13 protein-coding genes and 1 pseudogene are annotated in these 20,295 nt (G+C 68.2%); 12 read left to right on the top strand and 2 right to left on the bottom strand.

Translation table 11 applies throughout. The features are described from left to right. Positions 1 to 351 precede the first annotated feature (351 nt). Positions 352 to 2,658: a CxxxxCH/CxxCH domain-containing protein gene (locus IPI67_16935; GenBank protein ID MBK7581880.1), complete on the top strand. Its 2,307-nt coding sequence runs from the start codon at positions 352 to 354 to the stop codon at positions 2,656 to 2,658. Between the two features lie 72 nt (positions 2,659 to 2,730). After that, positions 2,731 to 3,993 carry an imidazolonepropionase gene (locus IPI67_16930; protein MBK7581879.1) on the top strand — a complete coding sequence of 421 codons (1,263 nt, stop codon included), beginning with the start codon at positions 2,731 to 2,733 and terminating at the stop codon, positions 3,991 to 3,993. 258 nt (positions 3,994 to 4,251) lie between these two features. Here IPI67_16930 and IPI67_16925 read toward each other — a convergent pair whose 3' ends face one another. Further along, the gene (locus IPI67_16925) at positions 4,252 to 5,919 is read right to left on the bottom strand and encodes an NAD(P)/FAD-dependent oxidoreductase (protein ID MBK7581878.1); all 1,668 of its coding nucleotides are present in this window, start codon (positions 5,917 to 5,919) and stop codon (positions 4,252 to 4,254) included. Between the two features lie 112 nt (positions 5,920 to 6,031). On the opposite strand from IPI67_16925, the gene IPI67_16920 reads away from it, so the two are divergent. The 5 genes from IPI67_16920 to carA all read left to right on the top strand — a co-directional run bounded on the left by IPI67_16920 (position 6,032) and on the right by carA (position 12,376). After that, complete coding sequence (locus IPI67_16920) at positions 6,032 to 7,630, top strand: amidase (protein MBK7581877.1); 1,599 nt, start codon at positions 6,032 to 6,034, stop codon at positions 7,628 to 7,630. A 49-nt stretch (positions 7,631 to 7,679) separates the two neighbouring features. Continuing rightward, positions 7,680 to 8,108, top strand: coding sequence for a hypothetical protein (locus IPI67_16915; GenBank protein MBK7581876.1), 429 nt, complete (start codon positions 7,680 to 7,682; stop codon positions 8,106 to 8,108). Beyond that, positions 8,105 to 9,640 (top strand): GMC family oxidoreductase, encoded by a 1,536-nt coding sequence (locus IPI67_16910; GenBank protein ID MBK7581875.1) that lies wholly within the window; start codon positions 8,105 to 8,107, stop codon positions 9,638 to 9,640. The genes IPI67_16915 and IPI67_16910 overlap by 4 nt, the downstream gene beginning before the upstream one ends. 304 nt (positions 9,641 to 9,944) lie before the next feature. Continuing rightward, positions 9,945 to 11,252 carry a dihydroorotase gene (locus IPI67_16905; GenBank protein MBK7581874.1) on the top strand — a complete coding sequence of 436 codons (1,308 nt, stop codon included), beginning with the start codon at positions 9,945 to 9,947 and terminating at the stop codon, positions 11,250 to 11,252. Next, positions 11,249 to 12,376 carry a glutamine-hydrolyzing carbamoyl-phosphate synthase small subunit gene (gene carA, locus IPI67_16900; protein MBK7581873.1) on the top strand — a complete coding sequence of 376 codons (1,128 nt, stop codon included), beginning with the start codon at positions 11,249 to 11,251 and terminating at the stop codon, positions 12,374 to 12,376. Before IPI67_16905 ends, carA begins: the two co-directional genes overlap by 4 nt. 12 nt (positions 12,377 to 12,388) lie before the next feature. Here the strand turns inward: carA and IPI67_16895 are convergent, their stop codons facing one another. Then, entirely contained in the window at positions 12,389 to 13,228 is an 840-nt protein-coding gene (locus IPI67_16895) for a hypothetical protein (GenBank protein MBK7581872.1), read from the bottom strand. A 75-nt stretch (positions 13,229 to 13,303) separates the two neighbouring features. Between IPI67_16895 and IPI67_16890 the strand changes: the two genes are divergently transcribed. The 5 genes and pseudogenes from IPI67_16890 (at position 13,304) to IPI67_16870 (ending at position 20,261) form a co-directional block, all read left to right on the top strand. Then, positions 13,304 to 14,812, top strand: a complete 1,509-nt coding sequence (locus IPI67_16890) for a protein kinase (protein ID MBK7581871.1) — start codon at positions 13,304 to 13,306, stop codon at positions 14,810 to 14,812. Next, on the top strand, positions 14,812 to 15,693 hold the full coding sequence (locus IPI67_16885) for a hypothetical protein (GenBank protein ID MBK7581870.1): 882 nt from the start codon (positions 14,812 to 14,814) through the stop codon (positions 15,691 to 15,693). Before IPI67_16890 ends, IPI67_16885 begins: the two co-directional genes overlap by 1 nt. 37 nt (positions 15,694 to 15,730) lie before the next feature. Further along, positions 15,731 to 17,198 (top strand): annotated as a pseudogene (rimO, locus tag IPI67_16880) (30S ribosomal protein S12 methylthiotransferase RimO). A 250-nt stretch (positions 17,199 to 17,448) separates the two neighbouring features. Beyond that, positions 17,449 to 18,825 (top strand): 4Fe-4S binding protein, encoded by a 1,377-nt coding sequence (locus IPI67_16875; GenBank protein ID MBK7581869.1) that lies wholly within the window; start codon positions 17,449 to 17,451, stop codon positions 18,823 to 18,825. Next, positions 18,822 to 20,261, top strand: coding sequence for a 2-oxoacid:acceptor oxidoreductase family protein (locus tag IPI67_16870; protein ID MBK7581868.1), 1,440 nt, complete (start codon positions 18,822 to 18,824; stop codon positions 20,259 to 20,261). Before IPI67_16875 ends, IPI67_16870 begins: the two co-directional genes overlap by 4 nt. Positions 20,262 to 20,295 lie beyond the last annotated feature (34 nt).

Raw genomic sequence — 20,295 nt, 5'->3', positions numbered from 1 at the left:
CGCCGAAGCACGAACGCAGCGACTCACCCAGTTCTCACGCCTGCTTTCTGGGCATTTCGCCAAACCCGAGGCGTGGTCATGACCAGCGCGGCTCTACATCGAGCTCACCGAAGCGGAGGCTGAGCACTGGGGCTTCGACGGGGACACTTTTGGGTGATCGGCGAAGCGGGCGACGCGCGAGATTGTGTGCTGCCGCGCGCGAGGCCACAGATCGCCCGCAAGCATTGCGCAAGATTTCGCATGACTTGATCGATCGCAAGATCGGCCATCCGAGGCATGGATCGCGCGCCTGGTCCGCGAGCATCCTGACACTATCGGGAGGAGGACACACTCGCCCTTTGGAGGTCGTTGATGAAGACAGTCCCGCTCTTGTTGACCGGCGCCGCACTCGGGTTCGTGATTGCATGTGGAGGGGGCGACTCGGGCGACGGCAAGAACACAACCGGCGGAGTGAGCGGTAGCGGGGGAAGCAGCGCGAGCGGAGGCAGCGGCGCGAGCGGAGGCAGCAGCGCGAGTGGGGGCAGCAGCGCGAGCGGCGGCAGCAGCGCGGGCGGCGGCAGCAGCGCGAGTGGCGGCGTGGCTGGCGCGAGTGGAGCGGCCGGCAGCGGTGGCACGAGCACGAGTGGCGGCGCCGCCGGAGCGGGGGGAGCGTCCGGAGCGGGGGGAGCGGGCGGCTCGGGCGGCGCCGCCGGCTCCGGCGGAGGAGGCTCGTCCGGCGTCTGCACCACCTGTCACGGCAGCGCTCAGAACGCAGCCCCGCCGAAGGACCTCGGCGGCAACACCAGCCCACAAACCCCCGGGGTCGGCGCTCACCAGAGCCACCTCGGCACCTCGACCTGGCATCTGCAGGTCACGTGTACCGAGTGCCACAAAGTGCCGAGCACTCCGGTCGATCCGTCGGTGCCGACTCACATGAACGGCACTGACGACGTGATCTGGGGTCCGCTGGCAAAGTCCGGCAGCTACGACTCCGCCGCGAACACCTGCAGTGGCGTCTACTGCCACGGCGCCACGTTGAAGCCGGATCTGGCGGGTCAGAGCTCCAATCGCACACCGAAATGGACCACCGTCGACGGCTCCCAGGTCACGTGCGGCAAGTCGTGCCACACGACGCCTCCGGGAGGCAGCCATTCCACCAGCACGGCGTGCCCGACCTGTCACGCCGCGGTGATCGCCAGCTTCACACCTGGCACCCCCCCAACCGCGAGCTGGGTCGCGCCCAACCTGCACGTGAACGGCAAGGTCGAATTCAGCGGCGGGAACCTCACCTGCACGAGCTGTCACGGTAACGTCGCAAAGAACGACCCCTCGCCTCCCCTCGGCACGAAGGGTGAAACGACCACGAGCCAGGTGGCAGTCGGCGCTCACCAGGAACACCTGACCGCGAGCACCTGGCACCGCGACGGGCAATGCACGGATTGCCACGTCGTGCCCACCTCGACCTCACACAGCAACGGTCAGTGGGACATGAGCTACGGCGGCCCGACCGCAACCGGTGCCAACCCGAGCTTCAGCACCTCGGCGCTCACCTGCACCGGCGTCTACTGCCACGGCGCCACGCTCGCCGGAGCAAAACCCGGCGGCAGCGTCGCCAAGAGCCCGATCTGGAACGTCGTGGACGGATCGTGGGACGCTTGCGGCACCACCTGCCACAGCAATCCGCCTGGGGGCTCCCACGTGGCCCACCAAGACTGCGCGATCTGCCACAGCGCGGTGGTCAGCTCGTTCAATCCGGGCACCAGCGCGACGGGCTGGACCAACAGCAAGCTTCACGTCAACGGTGTCGTCGAGACGAACAAATACCACGACCTCGCCAACTGGACGTCGCCCAAGGGCAACACGAACGCCAACCACCACGGCAGCAAGTACTTCCTGACGAACCAGCAGCGAGACGAGCACAACGTGCTCTGCAGCGCCTGCCACGGCGCCAACCTCGACGGCGGAACGGTAGGGGTCTCGTGCGACAACGCCAGCTGTCACGCCGGTCAGAACTGGAAGAGCTGCAGTTTCTGTCACGGCACACCGCCGAACCAGAACAACCCGCCCTTCGGCGTCGGCGACGAGACGGCGACCAACACCCTGGCAGTCGGCAGGCACGTCCCGCACCTCACGGCCAGCGCGACGCACGTTGCGTTTGCATGCGGCGCTTGCCACACGCTGCCGGCCAGCGGTGATGTGGCCCACGCCCTCCAATACGTCCCTTCGACCGGGCTCGGGACGGCTGGCCACCACGGCGATGTGCTGTTCTCAGCGCCCTACACCGCGATGGCGTGGAACGTGAACGCAACACAGGGAGCCCCGGTCACCGCCCGCGGCACGTGCACCGGTTCATGCCACTCGAACGGAAACGGTGGGGCGCCGGTGGTGACGCCCTATTGGGCCGGTGGCACCTGGAACACTGGCAGCTGCGGCAGCTGCCACCAGGCCAGCCCCAATACCGGTCAGCACGACAAACACGTCAACGGCGAGAACCTCGCGTGCACCGTGTGCCACAACGCGGCCAACACGCCGACCCACATGAACGGCGCGAAGGACACCAAACAACCGATCACCGGGCCAAGCGGCGGCTCCGTCAACGTGACCAAGAACGCCTGCAGCGGCGGCGACCCTCGCTGCAACGGCACGTGTCACGGGCAAAACCACAACGACTGCTGGTAGTCCCGGCCGCGCTGGCCCCCCCGATCCGAAATCTTCCCTGCCGGCCTCCGCCCCGCGCTAAGAGGTGCCGCGATGTCGGAAGCCGATCTGCTGATCGTCAACGCCGCTGAGGTCGTCACCTGCGCGGGGTTCTCGGATCGCCCGGCGCGCGGCGCCGATCAGGCGGTGGTCCGCGTCATCCGCGACGGTGCCGTCGCCATCGCCAAGGGCCGCATCCTCGCCGTGGGCGCGAGCGACCGCCTGCGGCGCGAACACCACGTGGACGAAGACCAGGTGCTCGACGCCGCCGGCGGCATCGTGTTGCCCGGCTTCGTGGACTGCCACACCCATCTGGTCTTTGCCGGCGACCGCTGCGTCGAGTGGGAGCAGCGCATGAGTGGCAAACCCTACCTGGAGATCCTGCGGGAGGGCGGCGGCATCCAGCGCACCGTCAAGAAGACCCGCGCTTCGGCCATCGGCGCCTTGAACACCAACGCCGTGCGCTGGGCCACCGAGTGCATGGTGCACGGAACGACGACCCTCGAGGCCAAGAGCGGCTACTGCCTCGACCGCGACGGGGAGATCAAGCTGCTAGAGGTCGCCCGCACGGTGCAGAGTGAGCTGCCCCTGCGCATCGTCAGCACCTTCCTCGGCGCTCACGTCGTGCCACCGGAGTACAGAGACAACCGCGAGGCCTACCTGGTGCTGCTCGAGCAGCTGATGCTCGAGATCAAGGGCCGCCAGCTGGCCGAGTTCGTCGACGTGTTCTGCGAACAAGAGGCGTTCACCCTCGACGAGGCCGAGCGCATCCTCGGCTGCGCGAAGGAGCTGGGCTTCGGCCTGAAGCTGCACGCGGAGCAGTTCACGTCGAGCGGTGCGGCGGCGCTCGGTGCGAGGCTCGGCGCCGCCAGCGTCGATCACCTCGAACACATCAGCGACGATGCCATCACCGCCCTCGGCAGCGCTGAACGACCGCCCATCGGCGTGCTCTTGCCCGGGGTACCGTTTCACCTCGCCATGCACGATCACGCGCCAGCCCGGCGCCTGATCGAGGCCGGCGTCCCCTTGGCCATTGCCACGGATTTCAACCCGGGTTCGTCGTTCACGCCTTCGCTGCCAATGTGCATCGCACTGGCCTGTCGCACGCTCGGCATGACCACCAGCGAGGCGGTCGTGGCCTGCACCATCAACGCCGCCCACGCCCTCGGCCGCGGCGCAGAGATCGGCAGCATCGAGCCGGGAAAACGCGCCGATCTGATCGTGTGCGACGTGCCGGACCACCGCTGGCTCGGGTACGCGTTCGGCATGAACCCCGTGCGCGCCGTCGTCATCGGCGGCGAGCGTGTGTTCGACTGAAGAACGCCGCGCGTGCGACTCCCACCGGGGTGGGCGCTAGAGCGCCGAACAGGTTGAACGTCGTTTGTTTTCCGGGACTTGCAAGGTGTTCGGCGCCAAAGCTGCGGCGGATGGCCGGGACGCGGGTGCCTCGTCCGGTCAATACTTGCTATGACAAGCTCTTTGCGGAGACGAGGAACCACCAGCACGCGGCGGGAGAGCGTAAGGAGAGCGCAAGCGAGCGCGGAGCTTCGCTGCCGGCCCCCCGACGGGCGTGGGCTAGGCGCGGGCGCTGAGCTCCGGCGCCGGCTTCGGGATCGACGCCTTCTCGTGCGGCACCCCCTGCGGCCGCGCGCGGGTCACTTCGCTCCACACCTGGCTGCCCGCAATGGCCGCCGCCGCGTTCACCCCGGAGGCCATGGCCCCTGCGATGCCGTGTCCGGTATAGGTGCTCGCACCGCACACGAACAGACCTTCGATCTCGGTCTTCGGCCCCGGCCTGCGCCACAGGAACTGCTCCGGGATCAACGCCAGGCCATACGACGTGCCGCCGGTCGAGAGGGTGTAGCGGCTGTGGGTCAGCGGCGTGGCCGTCTCTTCGAACACGACGTGCTCGCGCAACCCCGGAAACACACGCTCGGCGCCGCGGAACAAGAGCTCCGTGTACTCGGCCTTCCGCGCCTGGTACTCGGGGCTGTCGCGATACGCGCCCGTCACCACGTCCACATCGCGCACACCCCAGGCCTCCGGTTGGTTCGGCGCCAGGCTCATCAGCTGCAGGTTGACGATGCCCGGCGGCGCGACCCGCCGGTTCTCCGGATCTTTGAGGGACGCGAGCGACACGTAGACCAACGCCTGTTTCGCGAAGCGTCCGGCTCGGTTCTCGGCGTAAGCAGCCTCGACGTCGGTGCTGTTGTAGATCCAGTAGTTCGTGTTCTTCGTCCGCGCTCCGAGCGCCGCGCGCCGCGCGCCGACATAGACCATGCCGAGGGCGGGAGCCATCTGCCAGCGTTGCGCTTTGCGGAGGGTGCGCGCGCGCACCAGCTCGGGACCGAGCAGATCCAGGTACAGCTTCTTGATGTCGGTGTTCGCCACGATGCGTCGCGCCCGGACCTCGCGTTCACCCAGGTGTTTGTTGGCCAGGCGCACACCGACGGCGCGGCCGTTTTCCACCACGATGCGCGAGACGCGCGTCGAGAGCAGGAGCTTGCCGCCGTGGGCCTCGATGGCGTCGGCCAGATGATCGCTCATCACCTGCCCGCCGCCCTCGGGGTAATATCCACCCTCCGACAGGTAGTGCAGCATCAGCCCCGCGTGCAGCGCCAGCGATGCGCGGCTCGGCGGCTCCGCGTAGTCGCCGCTCTCCGCGGCGAGCACCGTGCGAAGCTCGGGATTTCTCGTGCAAGTATCCAGGAAGGAGCCCAGCGTGCCCGCGCCCCAACGCAGCAAGAGCGGCGACGAGAGCAGCACTCCCGGCAGCCGCCGCGGCTTGCGCAGCGCCGCGTCGATCCGCGACTGCTCGCTCAGATACTTCACGTAGCGATCGATGCCGGCCTTCTCCGAAGGAAAGGCGTCCACCAGACGCAACCGATATCGCTCGATGCCCCGAGGCACGCCAAGCTCGAAGCCCGGCAGGACCACGGTGTCGAAGGCGTCGGGGTCCATCGGCAGAAATCCCACGGCCTCGGCGCCCGCATCGGCGAGCACGCGGGGAAACAGGCCCCGCTCACACTGCCCAATGTAGTGCAGACCCACGTCGAACTCGTAGCCCGGCCGCTTGAAGATGGTGGCGTTCCCGCCGGCGACGTAGTGCTGATCGACCACCAACACCCCGAGCCCACGTCGCGCGAGCAGCGCCGCGGTGGTCAGGCCGCCGATGCCGGCGCCGACCACGATCACGTCCCAATGGTCCCGGTCGAGTTTGCGGAATCGATCCTGTCGCGCCATGCCTGCCTCCGCTTCGGGGCGCACGCTAGCACCGAGCTTTGGCCACGCCCACCGAGCGAAAGCGGGACACCGTTCCCAGCTCGCCGGTCCGTGAGGTAGCCTCCGCGCCGACGTGAACGCCCCCCCCGATTCCCTGCGCGAGCCACCGAGCGGAAAACCACCGCCCGAATGGCATCGGCGCTCGGCCCGGGAAATGCAGCAAGGGCTGGCCGCCGGAGAGCTCACGAGCCGACAGCTGGTCAGCGCACACCTCGAGCGCATCAACGAGGTGGACCGCGAGCTGTCCGTGTTCAGCGAGGTGTTCCACGCCGAGGCGCTCGCGAGCGCAGACCGCCTCGACGCCGAGCGCAGCGAGGGCAATACCCGCGGACCGCTGCACGGGCTGCCGGTCACGATCAAGGAGTGTTTCGATTTCTCGGGTCGTCCGACCACGCTCGGCGTGGTGTCGAGACGCGACTCCCGCGCCGCGTCGGACAGCGCAATGGTCCGGGCTCTCAACGACGCCGGCGCGATCATCCTCGGGCGCACCAACCTGGCCCAGCTGCTGATGGCGTACGAGAGCGACAACCCACTCTTTGGTCGCACGGCAAACCCCTTCAGCCCGCGACACTCCGCCGGTGGATCGAGCGGCGGCGAAGCGGCGGCCATCGCAGCCGGACTCTCACCCCTCGGAGTCGGGACCGATCTGGGCGGGAGCGTGCGCGTTCCGGCACACTTCTGCGGCATCGCCGCGCTCAAACCCACGGCGTTTCGTCTGCCCAACGCCGGCAGCCACGGACCGCTGCCGGGCCTCGAGCGCATCCCGCTCCAGACCTCGCTGCTCGCGCGCACCACCGCAGATCTCGAGCTCGCCCTCGAAGCGCTTCCCGCCACGCTCCTCGCCAAGCTCGACGCCCGCGTTCCGCCGGTCACGGATCTGCCCGCCAAACACCTGAGCACGCTGGTCGTCGGCATCCTGAAAGGCAACGAGCTGATCGCGCCGTCCAGCGCGATCATCGGCGCCATCGAGCGCGCGAAGGATGCCCTGGCCGCGGCCGGCGTCAGCGTGCGGCCCTTCGATGCGCCGGGGCTCACGGAGTTGTTCTACGACGCGGTCAAGTTGCTGGGGGCCGAGGGCGGCAAGACGATGATCGAGGCGCTGCGCGGAGGCCCAGTCGCGGAGTCACTGCGCTCGCTACATCAACTCGTACGCCTGCCAGGCGCGGTGCGCGCCACCATGGCCAAGGTCGCGGAGCTCTCGGGCGATCGCGCCTTCGCACGCTTGCTCGGCGCTATCGGGGAACGCAGCGTCGGGGAGACCCAACGGCTCGCAGCGAGCCTCGACACACTGACGGAGGCCCTCTCGGATGCCCTGGCCGCGAGCGGGATCGACGCGCTGCTCTGTCCGCCCTACGCCACGCCTGCCGTGCCCCACGGCCTCTCCGCCGAGCTGATGTTGGCGGCTTCCTACACCCTGCCCTGGAACGCCGCCGGTTTCGTCGCGGGTGTCGTGCCAGTCACACGGGTGCACAGCGCCGAGGCCCGGCGCGACCGGGCGAAGGGGCAGACGGGGCGGCTCGCTCGCCGCATCGACGAGGCCAGCGCAGGCCTGCCGGTCGGCGTACAGCTGGTCGCGCGCCCCTGGCAAGAGCGCACGGTGCTGGCGCTGATGCAGGCCATCGAGACGAACGTGAGCGGCGACGTCGATTTCCCGCGCACACCGGTGTGGTGAAAACCCGGTCGACCGCCGCATTCGTCCGCGTTCGAGTAGAGTCCAGCCCGTGACCTGGTTTGGTTTCGAACGCCGCTGGCTCGCGGAGCTGTGGGCCACCCTCTTGCCGAGCGGAACCTCGGGCGGGCTCAGCATCGGCGCGCGGGACGTCGATCTCGGGCGTTTCCTCGACGAGCTGCTCACCCACGCGCCCGCGCGGGTGACGCTGGGTGCACGCGTGTGTCTCTGGCTCCTGGTCCTGTGCCCGCTGTTCGTGATCCGCCGCTTTGTTTTGTTCCCGTCCCTCTCCGACGACGAACGCCTGAAGGTGCTGGAGAAACTTCGCTCGAGCGACGTGTACCTCGTGCGCGAGTTGCCGCTGCTGTTCAAGATGCTCGGTGCGCTCGGCTTCGCGGGCCTCCCAGCAGTGCAGGCCGCGCTCTCGATCGACGTGCGGGACGAGTCGCCACCAACCTGGGCCAGAGGCACCGAGCCGTGAGCGGCGCGATCGTCCAGCACCGGGACGTCGCCGACAGGCGGCGCGTGGAGGACGCCGCCGACGTCGTGATCATCGGCACCGGGGCGGCGGGTGCGACGGCCGCTCGAGTGCTGAGTGAGGCCGGCCTCGACGTCGTGATGCTGGAGGAGGGACCCCACATCCCGGCCGAGGAGCTGCGCAGTGATCTGTGGTCCGGCATGAAACGCGTCTGGCGTGACGCCGGGTTTCAAGTGGCAAACGGCCGGGCATTCACGCCCATTTTGCAGGGCCGCTGTGTGGGCGGAACGACCGCCATCAACGGCGCGATCATCCACCGCATGCCGGAGAAGATCTGGGGACGCTGGCGCGACGAGTTCGGGTTCGGGGGCGCGCTCCCCTACTCCGAGCTCGAGCGGATCTGGGACCTCTTGGACGAGGAGCTGCACGTGGCGCCCGCCCCGGAGGCCATGCTCGGAAACAACAACACGCTGATGCGGCTCGCGGCCCAGCGGCTCGGGATCCGCAGCAACGCCATCCGCCGCAACGTGAAGGACTGTGAAGGCAGCGCCCACTGCAACCAGGGTTGTCCCACCGCGCGGCGCCAGAGCATGAACGTCTCCTACGTGCCCCGGGTCGTCGCCCAGGGCGCGCGGGTCTACGCGACCTGCACCGCGACGCGACTTCAGCGGACGAGCACCCGAGTGACGGGTGTGATTGGGCAGTTCGCCGATCCGCTGACCGGCCGTCGCGGGCCCGAGCTGACGGTGGTGGCACGACGTGCCGTGCTGCTGGCCGCGAGCGCCATCCAATCCCCGCTGTTCCTGTGGGCAAACCGCATCGGGCGCGGCTCACGCGCCCTCGGCAAACGCCTGCAGGCCCACCCGGGCACCGCCGTGGTGGGTGTGTTCGATGCGCCGGTGACGATGTCCCGGGGCGCAACGCAGGGCTTCGAGAGCCTCCACTACTGGGACGAGCGCATGAAGTTCGAGACCGTCTCGATGCCGCCGGAGCTCGCCGCAGCGCGGCTGCCCGGCCTCGGCCCCGAGCTGATGCGGGAGCTCGGCGCCTACGCCCACCTGGCCGTGTGGGGTGTGCAAGTGCGCGCCGAGGCGCAGGGCTCGGTCCGACCGGCGTTCTTCGGCGGCACGCGCATCGACTACGACATGACCGCTCGCGACATCCAGGTGCTCAAGCTGGGAGTGCGTCGCTTGACCGAGATGATGTTCGCCGCTGGCGCGCGCGAGGTCCTGCCCGGGGTTCACGGCCTACCCCATCGCATCACGAACATGGACCAGCTCGCCCCGCTATTCGACGCGGCGGACGACCCGCGTTTGTTTCACACCATCGCCGCGCACCTGTTCGGGACTGCCGTGATGGGCGCCTCCGCCTTCCACAGCGTCGTCTCGCCGACCTTCGAGGCGCACGATCTCGAGCGACTCTTCGTGATCGACTCCAGCGTGTTTCCGACCAACCTCGGCGTGAACCCCCAGCACACCATCAGCGCCCTGGCCTGGCTCGCCGCCGAACGCGTGGCGGCGCTCGGCGCACAGTGACGATGTGTCGAAGAAGGAGACTTGGAATTTTCACAGGAAGGCGGAAGGGCAGAAGATTTGCAATTTTCGGAGTTAAGAATTCTGAATCCTCCTCCCCGCCCTTCCGCCTTCCTGTGATCCCTCTGGCATTCTGAGCTCTGAACTCTGAATTCTGAATCCTCGTCCTTCCGCCTTCCTGTGATCCCCTCCGACCTTCTTGCCGCCAGCTCGCCACGCGCGCGCCAGGGCAGCTGAAATTCCCGGCCGGAACTACGGCTTGCCCGGCGCGAGGCGGAGCGTGCTAATGAGGTCCGCCGTGACGCCGCTGGTCGATCTCCTGGTCGTGAAGGGCGTGCGAGCCGTCGATCCGAGCCGAGGGCTCGACGCCGAAGTCGACGTGGTCGTCGAGCGCGGAAAGATCCTGCGCGTCGGCCCCGGTGCGGCCCGCGACGTCGAGCAGAGTGAACGCGCCCAGATCATCGACGGCTCGGGCAAATGGCTCCTGCCAGCCTTCGTCGATCTGCACGCGCACCTGCGCGAGCCAGGCCAGGAATACAAAGAGGACATCGCGACCGGGCTCGCCGCCGCCGCCGCCGGCGGGTTCGCCCACGTGTGCGCGATGCCGAACACCAAACCAGTCAACGACACCCGGGCCGTGACGGAGATGATGCTGCGCCGCGCAGCCGAGGTCGGGGGCTCCCGCCTGCACCCCATCGCCGCAATCACCGTCGGGCAGCGCGGCAAGGAGCTGACCGAGATGGCGGAGCTGCGAGATGCCGGCGCCGTCGCGGTCAGCGACGACGGCGTGTGTGTGAGCTCGAGCGCGGTGATGCGCCGCGCCCTCGAGTACGCCAAGACCTTCGATCTACCGGTGATCCAGCACGCCGAGGATCACGAGCTGACCGCTGGCGCCGACATGCACGAGGGCGCGGTGAGCGCTCGGCTCGGGCTCCGCGGCTGGCCGCGGGTGGCCGAGGACGTGATCGTCGCCCGAGACGTGCTGCTCGCCGAGTACGTTGGCGCGCGCTACCACGTCGCCCACGCCTCGACGCTGGGCACGGTGCGCATCCTGCGCGAAGCCAAGAGCCGCGGCCTGTCGGTCACCGCCGAGGTGACGCCGCACCACTTGCTGCTGACCGACGCCTCCGTCATTGGCTACGACACCGCTTGCAAGGTGAACCCGCCGCTGCGTGAAGAGGCCGACGTCGAGGCCCTGCGCTCGGCCCTCGCGGACGGCACTCTGGACGCAATCGCCACCGATCACGCGCCGCACACCTCGCTCGAGAAGGACTGCGAGTTCTCCTACGCCAAGCCGGGCATGCTCGGGCTCGAGCTGTGTCTCGGCCTACTGCTCGGTCTGGTCGGCAAGAACGGCCTGACCCTCGCGCGTCTGATCGACGCACTGTCCACCCGACCGGCACGCATCGCGGGCATCGACGCACCGACGCTCGCCGAGGGTGCGCTCGCCGAGCTGGTCCTGGTCGACCCGGCCGCGGTCTGGACTGCCTCCCGCGCGGATCTGCGATCAAAAGGGGAAAATACCCCGTTTTTCGGCAAGGAGCTCCGCGGTCGTGTGCTCTTGACGCTGGCGGGTGGACACGCCGCCTTCGACGCGGCAAGAGCGCGGGCATGAGCGGCGGAGCGAAGGCCCACCTAGCCCTGGCGGACGGGACCGTGTTCGACGGGTTCTCGTTCGGCGCCGACGCCCCGGCGGGCGGTGAGGTCGTGTTCACGACCGGCATGACCGGCTACCAAGAGGTGCTCACCGACCCGAGCTACACCGGGCAGATCGTCACGATGACGGCGCCGCAGATCGGCAACACCGGCATCACCCCGGAAGACGACGAGTCCGTCGATGGTCGCCCGCAGGTCGCCGGCTTCATCGTGCGGGATCCGAGCCTGGGGGCCTCCAACTGGCGCGCTCGAGAGACCCTGGACACTTATCTCGCGCGTCACGGCGTCACCGCCATCGGCGGCGTCGACACCCGGCGTTTGACTCGCCTGATCCGCGACAAGGGCGCGCAGAACGGCTGCATTGGAACCGAAGCTCCGCACGTCCTGGTCGAGCGCGCCCGAGCGCTGCCGAGCATGGAGGGACTCGACCTCGCCGCGCGCGTCACACCCAAGACCCGCTACGAGTTCAGCGAGGGGCGCGGGGCTTGGAGCGTGGGCCAGCTGGGCGGCGCAGCCGGCGACACCACTCCCCACGTGGTGGCCGTGGACTTCGGCGCCAAGAAGAACATCTTGCGCTGCCTGGTGGACAGCGGCTTCCGCGTCACGGCGGTGCCCGCGAGCTCGACCGCCGCGGAGATCCTCGCGCTGTCCCCCGATGGCATCTTCCTCTCGAGTGGGCCCGGCGATCCCGCCGCCGTCACCTACGCCGTGAAGAGCATCCGGGACCTGCTCGGCAAGAAACCCATCTTCGGCATTTGTCTGGGCCACCAGCTGCTCGCCCTGGCGCTCGGCGGCCGCACCTACAAGTTGAAGTTCGGTCACCGCGGCTTGAATCAGCCCGTGAAAGATCTGTCGACGGGCCGCGTGGAGATCACCACGCAGAACCACGGCTTCGTGGTCGACGTCGCGTCCCTCGAAGGGCGGGCCCGCTCGACCCACGTGCATTTGAACGACGGCACGAGCGAGGGGCTCGAGGCCCCCGAGGCCCGGGCCTTCAGCGTGCAGTATCACCCGGAGGCCGCAGCTGGCCCCCACGACGCTCTGTATCTGTTCGAGCGTTTCCGCCGCTTGATGGGCGCGTGACTTGTCGCGGGCTCAGGTGCCGCCGTCCGCGAGCGGGGCGGGCTCCGTCGCCAACAGCTGCCAGCTGCTCGTCTCGGTGTAGTCGATGGTGCCGAGGGTCTTGTTGCCGGTGTCGGTGCTCAAGGACACCGAGCCCGTGCGTTTCACCAGCAGAGCGTCCCGCTTGGAGAGCCAGATCTCGGTGGCCGTCGTACCGGTATAAGACCCCTCGCCCGCCGGGTTCGTGCCGGAGATCTGCCGCGCCTCGGAGAAGTGATAGGTCGCGAGCTTCTTGGAGCCCACCGTTGATTCTTCTTCTCCCACGAACGTGTAGGTGCCCGCCGACTGGAACGGGTACGAAAAGTCGAACGTGTCCGGCTTCGTGCTGCTGCTGCCGGAGCACACCAGACTCCACTGGTCACCCACCTGCATGCCCGCGCGGATCTGGCGATCTGCGGGGTTGCAATCGATGGTCGTCTGGGTCTCGCTACCGAGGCTCTGGACCTTGACGAGCTGAACGACACGAGCGCGCTCGAGGTTGCCATCATCGGAGCACAGCGAGCTCTCTTCCCAGAACGGCGGGGAGGTATCGACGCTGGCGTTCAGACGGAACTTCCAGCAGCCCGCCGCTTCGTGGGTGACACTGGCCAGTGAAAATCCAGTGAAGTCCTGGGGTGTCTTGGCGCTGAGGGCGGGGATGTCGAACGACTGGTGCAACGCCCCATCGTAGGTGTAGGTGCCCGCAGCCGGTCGATACAGCTTCGGCCCCCCAAAGATCTCGTCCTCGCTCGGAGCCGCCAGCGAACAACCAAAGGTCGCGAGCACGGCCGCCACCATCGAGACCCCCCGCGTGATCCCGGCCGAAAGCTCCACTTCGTGCCCGACCTTCGGCGCGAAAAGCCCCCGAGTCAAGCGTCGCCGATCGGCCCGCCCCCTGGCCGCCGGGCCATGATATTCTTGAACGTCTTGCCTCCAGTCGGCCCCCGCACCGTTGGTCGTTACATCCTGCATGAGCCGATTGCGGCGGGCGGCATGGCAACTGTGCACCTCGGGCGTCTGGTGGGTCCGATTGGTTTCAGCAAGGTCGTCGCGATCAAACGACTGCGGGACGACATCGGTGCAGACTCGGGAGGGCTCGCCCGGTTGCTCGATGAAGCGCGCCTGACCGCCCGGGTGCAGCACCCGAACGTGGTCTCGACCCTGGACGCCCTGGCGCTCGACGGTGAGCTGTTCCTGGTCATGGAATACGTGCGCGGCGCACCGCTGTCGCTCCTGTTCCGCAACGAGCAGAAACGCGGGGGGCGCGTCCCCGTCGGGATCACGGCCGCAGCCATCATCGGAGCTTTGCATGGGCTCCACGCGGCGCACGAGGCGCGCGACGACAACGGCGAGCTGCTTGGCATCATCCACCGCGACGTCTCACCCCAGAACATCATGCTCGGGGTCGAAGGGGTGCCACACCTGCTCGATTTCGGCGTTGCGAAGGCGACCTTCCGACTGCAATCGACCGAACAAGGCGCGCTCAAGGGCAAGCTCGGCTACATGGCACCGGAGCAACTCGCCGGAGCCCCGGCAGAGAGGCGGGTCGACATCCACGCCATGGGCATCGTGCTCTGGGAGCTGCTCACGGGGCAGCGACTGTTTCACGGCGAGGAAGCCGGAGCGACGATTCGCGCCGTGATGGAGCGCACGCCGGAGCCCCCCAGCCAGCTCTCTCCCGAGGCACCGCCCGCGCTCGACGTCGTCGTGCTGCGGGCGCTGGAAAAACGCGCGGAACTGCGATTTGCTACGGCACGAGAGTTCGCGGCGGCCCTCGAGGGCGCCGTGACCGCGGCGTCGCAGCTCGTCGTCGGCGAGTACGTGCGGGAGGTTGCCAGCGAGCACTTGGCACACCAAGCGGCGCTCGTTGCGCGTGCGGCGAAGGCCGATGGGGACGAGAGCGGCTCCGGTCGTCTCTCTCTGAATTCAGCGCCAGGCAACGACTTGCCAACCGAGCTGCACACCCCCAGCGCCCGCGCGAGCCACGCCCAGCTGCTCGCCGGGGATTCGGCTCGCACCGCCGGCGCGATCGTCGCTTCGATGCGCGCCCCCGCCCGCGGCGCGCGCTTCGGCCTGATCGCGTTTGCGCTGCTGCTCGCGGGGGTGCTGATCGCCGGCGCCATCTTCTTCCGCCCCGGCACTGCGACGGAGCGAGCCCAGACCGCGAGCGGCGAGCCCCCGCCGAGCGCGCTCCAGACGGCGACCGCCGAGGCGCCTCCGCCAACGCCCTCCGTTGCAGCGCCCACGGCGACACCAGCCCCAATCGAAGAACCTCCGGCGGTGGATGCGGGCAAGGCCGCGGCGACCGCCAGACCTCAGCCCCGCCGTCCGGCCCCAGCAGCCGGAAAACCTGGCTGCAATCCGCCCTACGTCATCGACGACAAGGGCATCAAGCGCTATTTGCCGGAATGCTTCTGATGCGCTCTGCAAAACTTCTGCTCTGCCTCGGGCTTTGCCTGTCGGCGTCGCCGGCTCACGCCGAAGACAAACAATCCTGCATCGATGCCCACGGCCGCGCGCAAGAGCTCCGGGGAAAGAACGACCTCGTCGGCGCGAAGGCCGAGCTCTCACGCTGCACACAACGGTCTTGTCCCGCCATGATCCGCTCGGACTGCGGTCGCTTCTTGGAGGCGCTCAACGCCGAGATACCGACGGTCGTGTTCTACGTGCGCAACGTGGGTGGCGACGACATTGCCGAGGCGAAGGTCTCGGTCGACGGCAAGCTGATGCAGAGCCGCCTCGACGGAAGTGGGGTCGCCGTCAATCCGGGAGCCCACTTGGTGCACTTCGAGCTGGCAGATGGTCGGAGCTTCGACAAGAAGGTGGTGGTGCGCGAGGGCGAGCGGCTGCGCCCGGTGGGTGTGGAGCTGTCGTCGCAAACACCGGCGGCAGAAAAGCAGCCGGCGGAGACCAAACCCGCGAACGAACCCGTGTCACCCCCGGCCCACTCCGCCCGCACGACGGCGTCACCGCCAACACAGAGTGTGCTGCCCTACGTGTTGGCCGGCGTCGGAGTGCTCGGGCTCGCCTCGTTTTCCTACTTCGGCCTCACGGGTCGCTCGAAACAACAAAAGCTCGAGGCCTGCTCCCCGGGTTGTGACGGCAGCCGCCGCGCCGAGTTCAACGACATGCAGCGAGATTTCTTGATCGCCGACGTCTCGTTGGGCGTCGGGGTCGCCGCCTTGGCAGGCGCCGGCGTGCTGTTCTTGACCGCCAGCAAACCCAGCGATGACAGACCGAGCGCCTCGCTCCGCTTGGGCGTCTCCCCGACCGGGATCCGCGCCGTGGGCAGCTTCTGAATCGGCCCGAGCCTGGTCAAAGCGAGCCCGCGGGGTTATGAGCCCCGTCCCCGTGGCCCGCGCTCCTCGAAAGACCATCCACTTCGTCTCGCTCGGTTGCCCCAAGAACCGCGTGGACAGCGAGGTCATGCTCGGTGTCGCCGAGCGCGCGGGGTTTCGCCATGTCGCAGACGCGGCGGACGCCACGGTGATCGTGGTCAACACCTGCGGTTTCATCGACGCCGCCAAGAAGGAGAGCATCGACACGATCCTCGAGCTCGGGCGCCACAAACAGAACGGCAGCTGCGACAAGCTCGTGGTGACCGGCTGCTTGAGCCAGCGTCACCCCGACGAGCTCGCGGAGGGTCTGCCGGAGGTGGACCACCTGCTCGGCTCGAGCGACATGCTGAAGCTCGAACAGGTGCTCACAGGCAAGGCAGAGCGCATTCTGGTTGGCAATCCGGCCGACTGGGTGGTGAGGGCCCGTGACCCGCGCACCCTCTCGACCCGCGGCGCAAGTGCGTACGTGAAGATCGCCGAGGGCTGCAACCGCAAGTGTTCGTTCTGTGTGATCCCGCAGCTGCGCGGGGTGCAGCGCTCCCGTGCTCCCGCCGACGTGGTCGAAGAGGTGAAGCGCCTTGCGGACGCGGGCGTGCTCGAGATCAACCTGGTGTCCCAGGACACCGTCTCGTACGGGCGCGATTCGAAGCGAAGCTCGACGCTCACCGAGCTCGTGGCGCGCGTGGCGAACGTGGCGGGCATCCGCTGGGTGCGTTTGTTCTACCTCTACCCCGAGAAGCTCGGCGACGATCTGATCGGAGCTCCTGGCCAACCACGAGCGCGTCGTGCCTTACGTGGACATGCCGCTACAGCACGCGGCCGACGCCATGCTCCGGCGCATGCGCCGCGGGCACGGCGGGGCGCGCCTGCGGGAGCTGGTCTCGCGCCTGCGCGAGCGGGTCCCGAACCTGACCTTCCGGACCGCGTTCATCGTCGGGCACCCGGGCGAGACCGAGGCCGAATTCGAGGAGCTGTGTGAGTTCGTGCGCTGGGCCCGCTTCGACCGCATGGGAGTGTTCCGTTTCTCCGACGAAGAGACCGCGCCGAGCCACGCCTTCTCGGACAAGGTGCCCGCACGAGTGGCCGCGTCGCGCGCCAAGAAACTGATGGCGCTCCAGCGCAAGATCAGCCGAGAGAAACACCGGGCCCTGATCGGCACGGAGCTCGACGTGCTGGTCGAAGGACCGAGTGAAGAGAGTGAGCTGGTGATGGTCGGCCGGCACGCCGGGCAGGCCCCGGACATCGACGGCCAGGTCTTCCTCTCGGGCGCCGAGGTCCGGCCAGGTCAGATGCGGCGCGTGCGCGTCGAACGCACGACCGACTACGACCTGCTCGGGGAGGTCATCGACGAGGCGAGCCCGCGAGCCCGCGGGACACGAGCGCCGCATGGCGCGGGCGCGGGCGTCGTCCACCGCGCCAGCGATGGCCGCCGCGTGTCGCTGCGAACCGTGCCCGGAAACGGCTGAGCCGGCCCTCACGCGAGAGCCTCCTTCCGCCCGTCCTCCCTCGTGTGAACTCCTCGGGAACCACGGCGGCGAAGCCGCACGCAAAGGTTGCCGACGTGAGCTGTGCCGAAGCGGGATAGCTTGAGCGAGACGAGCATGATGGGCAGCTGAGACCGTACCCGATCGTGCATCACATTCGCGAAGCGACCGGCACCACGAGCCGCAGCGACGGAAGCGCCCCGGCTCCTCGACCGCAAAGGAAGAGCTAGCCATGGCCAAAGAGAGACCCGAGGTCCTGATCACGTCCGAGCTCTGCAAGGGCTGCGGGCGTTGCGTCGATGCGTGTCCAAAACACGCCATCGTCGCCGGGACCGAGATCGATCAGACCTCCGGGCTGATCCCCGTCCACATCGACTACGACCTGTGCAACCACTGCGGACTCTGCCTGTCGGCTTGCCCCGAGCCCTACGGACTCGGCCACGAAATCTACGAGCTCGAGCACCCCGCACATCTGTTCGGAGAGCGAGCGCCGCGCCCGAAGCCGCAGGCGATCCCCGACCGCCGGCTTGCGCTGCCCAAGACCGAGCCGATGGTGCTGAAGGGCAACCACGCCGCAGCCGTCGGCGCGATCCTGGCGGGCTGCCGCCACGTGTTTGGCTATCCGATCACGCCCTCGACGGAGGGCGCCGAGCTCTTGGCCAAGCTCTTGCCGAAGCTCGGCGGGGTGTTCCTGCAGGCGTGCAGCGAGGTAGCGACGGTCAACCACATGTACGGCACCGGCGGGGCCGGTCTGCCGACGATGACCTTCACCAGCTCGCCGGGTTTCAGCCTCATGCTCGAGGGGATCAGCTACCTGATCGGGACCGAGCTGCCCGCGGTGTTCATCAACGTGATGCGACCCGGTCCCGGGCTCGGTTACATCGGTCCCGAGCAGAGTGACATCAAGCTCGCGTGCCGCGGGCTCGGGCATGGCAACACCCACGCCATCGTGCTCGCGCCGACGTCACCGCAAGAGATGCTCGACCTGACGTTCCTGGCCTTCGAGCTGGCCTTCAAGTACCGAAATCCGGTGATCGTGGCGGCGGACGGCTACCTGGGTCAGATCACCGGTCGCGTCAGTCTGCCCGACTGCATGATCGAACCGGGGCTCCCCGAGTGGTCCGTCTACGGTGACGCCGCGCACCGCGGCAACCTGAACAGCTCGATTTTCCAGGACTGGAACGATCTCGAGCGCCACAACGAACATCTCAGCGCGAAGTATCGCTCGATGCAGAAGCACGAGCAGCGCTCGAAGAGTCATCGCGCCGACGACGCCCGCACCCTGGTCATCGCGTGCAACACGCCGGCTCGTATGTCGAAGTCGGCGGTCGAACGCCTGCGGCGGGAGGGGCGGCCGGTCGGGCTGTTCCAGCCGATCAGCATCTGGCCCTTCCCCATCGACGATCTCAAACAGCTGCTCGGCCACGTGCAGCGCATCGTCGTCGTCGAGGCGAGCGACGGGCAGCTCGAGGACGAGCTGCGGCTGGCGCTCCACCACGCTGACGTTCAGGGCGTTGCCCTCCACCACCTGCGCCACATGGGCGGCATTCTGCCCACGGCTCAGGAGATCTACGAGACCGTGCGTCCACTGACGGAGGTGATGCAATGAGCCCCGAATCTGCGTTCTTCGAACACTTCGATCGCCATGCCCACGGCAAGGGGCTCAAGGGTGCAACGACCCACTACTGCCCGGGCTGTGGCCACGGCCTCGCCCACAAATACCTGGCCGAGGCCCTGGTGGAGCTCGGCGTCGAGGATCGCACGGTGATGATCTCGCCGGTCGGGTGCGCGGTCTTCCTGTTCTATTACTTCGACACCGGCAACACCCAGGCGGCCCACGGGCGCGCGCCCGCCGTGGCGCTCGGCCACAAACTCGCCAACCCCGACTCCATCGTCGTGAGTTATCAGGGTGACGGTGATCTGGCCTCGATCGGCCTGGCGGAGATCATGCACGCCGCCCAGCTCGGCATCCCGATCAGTGTCATCTTCGTCAACAACGCCATCTACGGCATGACCGGCGGGCAGATGGCGCCCACCACTCTGATGGGGCAGCGCTCGAGCACGACCCCGGAGGGGCGTGGCCCGATGCAAGGCCTGCCCATGAAGGTCTCGGAGGTGATCGCCCAGCTCGACGGTGCCTCGTACGTGGAGCGCTGCGCGCTGTTCGATCAGAAACACCGCAAGCGGGCCAAACAAGCCATCAAGAAGGCCCTCGAGCTGCAGGTCGAGCGGCGGGGTTTTGGCTTCGTCGAGATCCTGGCGGAGTGCCCGACTCACTGGGGCCTCACCCCCACCGAGAGCGAAGCCCACGTCCGCGACGTGATGACGAAGGTGTATCCCATCGGCGTGATCAAGAACGAACAACGCGAGCCGTGGTTCGATCCGCCGAAGCCGAGCTTCGACGTCGGACAGGTGCTCGACGTGCTCGAGGCGGGGCGCGAGCCGCCGCCGACCTTCTGCAAGAAGTTCCCGGAGCACCTCGACCCGGCCGACGTCTCGATCAAGCTGGCGGGCTCCGGCGGCGACGGCGCACAAACCGTGGCGCTGCTCCTGGCAAAGGCCGCCATCAACGAGGGCTTCGACGCAACCCACATCCCGAGCTACGGACCCGAGTCACGCGGCGGAACATCGTACGCCGACGTGCACGTGGCGAAGGAAGAAGTGCTGTCGCCGGGCGCACCCGATCCCCACATTCTGATCGCGTTCAACGCGCCCAGCCTCGACAAGTTCGCGGCGTCGGTCCGTCCGAACGGCACGCTGATCTACGACACCAGCATGATCCAGAAGCCTCCACAGGTCGCCGAGGGTGTGCGGGTGATTGGTGTGCCTTGCGCTGCCATCGCCCAGAGTCTGGGCAGTGTGGTGGTGAAGAACATCGTCGCCCTCGGCGCGCTGCAGGAGGCGTGCAAGCTGCTCGAGGAGGACTCGTTCTTGACCGTGCTGCGCAAGAGCCTCGCCCGAAAGGCGGCGCTCGTAGCGGTGAACGACGAGGCGTTTCGCTGGGGAGTGCGCGCCGTGCGCGAGGGCATCACCCGGCTGGACTGACGGCGGAGGCGCTGCGCCGGCCTACCCCGCCGTG

It is taken from the genome of Myxococcales bacterium (assembly GCA_016706225.1).
Classification (GTDB): domain Bacteria; phylum Myxococcota_A; class Polyangia; order Polyangiales; family Polyangiaceae; genus JADJKB01.
Note: the sequence above shows the minus strand (reverse complement) of the source record. Positions and strands in the feature narration are given on the sequence as shown.